The organism is Paenibacillus popilliae ATCC 14706 (assembly GCF_000315235.1).
Classification (GTDB): Bacteria; Bacillota; Bacilli; order Paenibacillales; family Paenibacillaceae; genus Paenibacillus_B; species Paenibacillus_B popilliae.
Genome location: NZ_BALG01000077.1, coordinates 1 through 787, shown reverse-complemented (window position 1 = coordinate 787; position 787 = coordinate 1). Strand labels below are relative to the sequence as shown.

The window sequence follows — 787 nt, the reverse complement described above, 5'->3', positions numbered from 1 at the left end:
CCTCGGTAAGCTGCCGCTGGCCCTGCTTTTCAATGTGAACCACCGCAGCCGACAAATTGTCGAACCATATCCGCTGAGGGACACCTCCCATTTGTTCAAAGCACTGCTTCATCGCTTCCAAAAAACATTCTTGGTTCTCGGCCGGTGTCGGATAGACAAACGCAGCATTACTATAGGGGAAGGACACCACAAGCAGCTTGTAGGTGAGCAGCTTCTGCGCTTGACTAAGCTGAACAGTGGTAAAATCAACCTGTGCTTCTCCCGGAGGGTGCTCCAGTCGTTCGTAGGTTTTGGCGCGATCCAGTTCCATCTCGCTTTTTCGTTTTTTTACATAGGCCAGCACGGTTCGCTGTCCGCCTGTGAACTGATGCTCATCTCTCAAACGCTGGTAAATGCGTACGCCTGTATGCCGCTGCTTCCGGGGAAGCAGCCGGTCTTCCTCCAGCCATGTATCCACCATCTCCATGTATGGCCCCATGACCGGGCTTGTGCTCTTTCTTTTTCCCACAGATTCATTCCAATCGGACTGATCGGCATACTTCTTCGCTGTCCGCCAGTGAATACCCACCTGTCTGGCGATGTCACTGATCGAACACCCTTCTGCTTCGCGTAAAAATCTGATATCGTGTTGTTGAGGCATTTTCAGCATCCTTCCAGTCTCCTCCGTTAAGTTCTCAGCAAACCTAACGATAGGAGGAATGTAAGGGGCTGACAAGTGCCTTTTTTTTGCATCTGATCTAAGCACTTTTACGCTGCAATTCTAGGCATTTTTAGTATGCAATAAACA

1 protein-coding gene is annotated in these 787 nt (G+C 49.9%); it reads right to left on the bottom strand.

Annotated features, from left to right (window positions below):
• The coding region (gene istA / locus PPOP_RS07625; protein WP_006285593.1) for an IS21 family transposase at nucleotides 1-649 on the bottom strand (649 nt) is incomplete at its 3' end.
• Between the last annotated feature and the right edge of the window lie 138 nt (nucleotides 650-787).